The 741-nt window shown below is 63.6% G+C and carries 1 protein-coding gene; it reads right to left on the reverse strand.

The annotated features are described in order from the left end of the window. Positions 1–90: 90 nt before the first annotated feature. On the reverse strand, positions 91–741 hold a 651-nt coding region (gene trbJ, locus CV013_RS15415; RefSeq protein WP_102156587.1), incomplete at its 5' end, for a P-type conjugative transfer protein TrbJ.

Below are 741 nucleotides of genomic sequence, written 5' to 3' on the forward strand. Positions count from 1 at the left end.
CCGCTGTCGATGTAGCTGATGAAGGCTTCAAGGAAGCCGTCGATGATGTTGAGGTCAGGGTTCATGGGCCAGGCCGCCTTCCGGGTGCCGTCAGTCGCGCGTGTAGATGCGCGCCGAACCGATGAAGCGCCGGGTCTGCTCGCGCGCGGCTTCCATGGCCTGTTGCTGGCGCGCACGCTCGAGCGCTTCGGCGCGATATTGCGCCGCCATCATCTGCTGGATCTGAAGCTGTTGCTTGGCCGACAGCGCGATGAGCTGGTTGGTCGCCTGAGCCGCCTGCAGACTGCCGGTCGCGGACTGGCTTTGGGATACCAGTTGGGCGAGGAGGTCCGCATCCTCGTCAATATTCTCGACCACCTGCGCCTGGACCCGCATGGTCTGGCGATAGCCCTGCATCGACGCCGCAAAGCGGGTCCGCGCCTGCGCTACGATCTCGCTGGTCGACAGCGCCGTGTCGAAGGCAGCGGGAAACTGCCGGCGCAGCGCCTCGTCGGTTGAGGCAAGGTCGAAGGCGATGCCCTCGGCCTGATCCATCAGCGTGCCGATCTTCTGCATCGACCGGGTGATCTGCGTCAGCGACGAAAAATCGAGACGCTGTAGGTGCTTTGCCATATTGGTCAGCATCGACGCCTGATTTTGCAGCGCCTGGATCTGGTTGTTGATCTGCTGCAGCGTGCGCGCGGCCGTCAGCACATTCTGCGCATAATTGCTGGGGTCGAACACGACGCCGCCGAACTGGGC

The organism is Tsuneonella flava (assembly GCF_002870965.1).
In the GTDB taxonomy this organism is placed as follows: Bacteria; Pseudomonadota; Alphaproteobacteria; order Sphingomonadales; family Sphingomonadaceae; genus Tsuneonella; species Tsuneonella flava.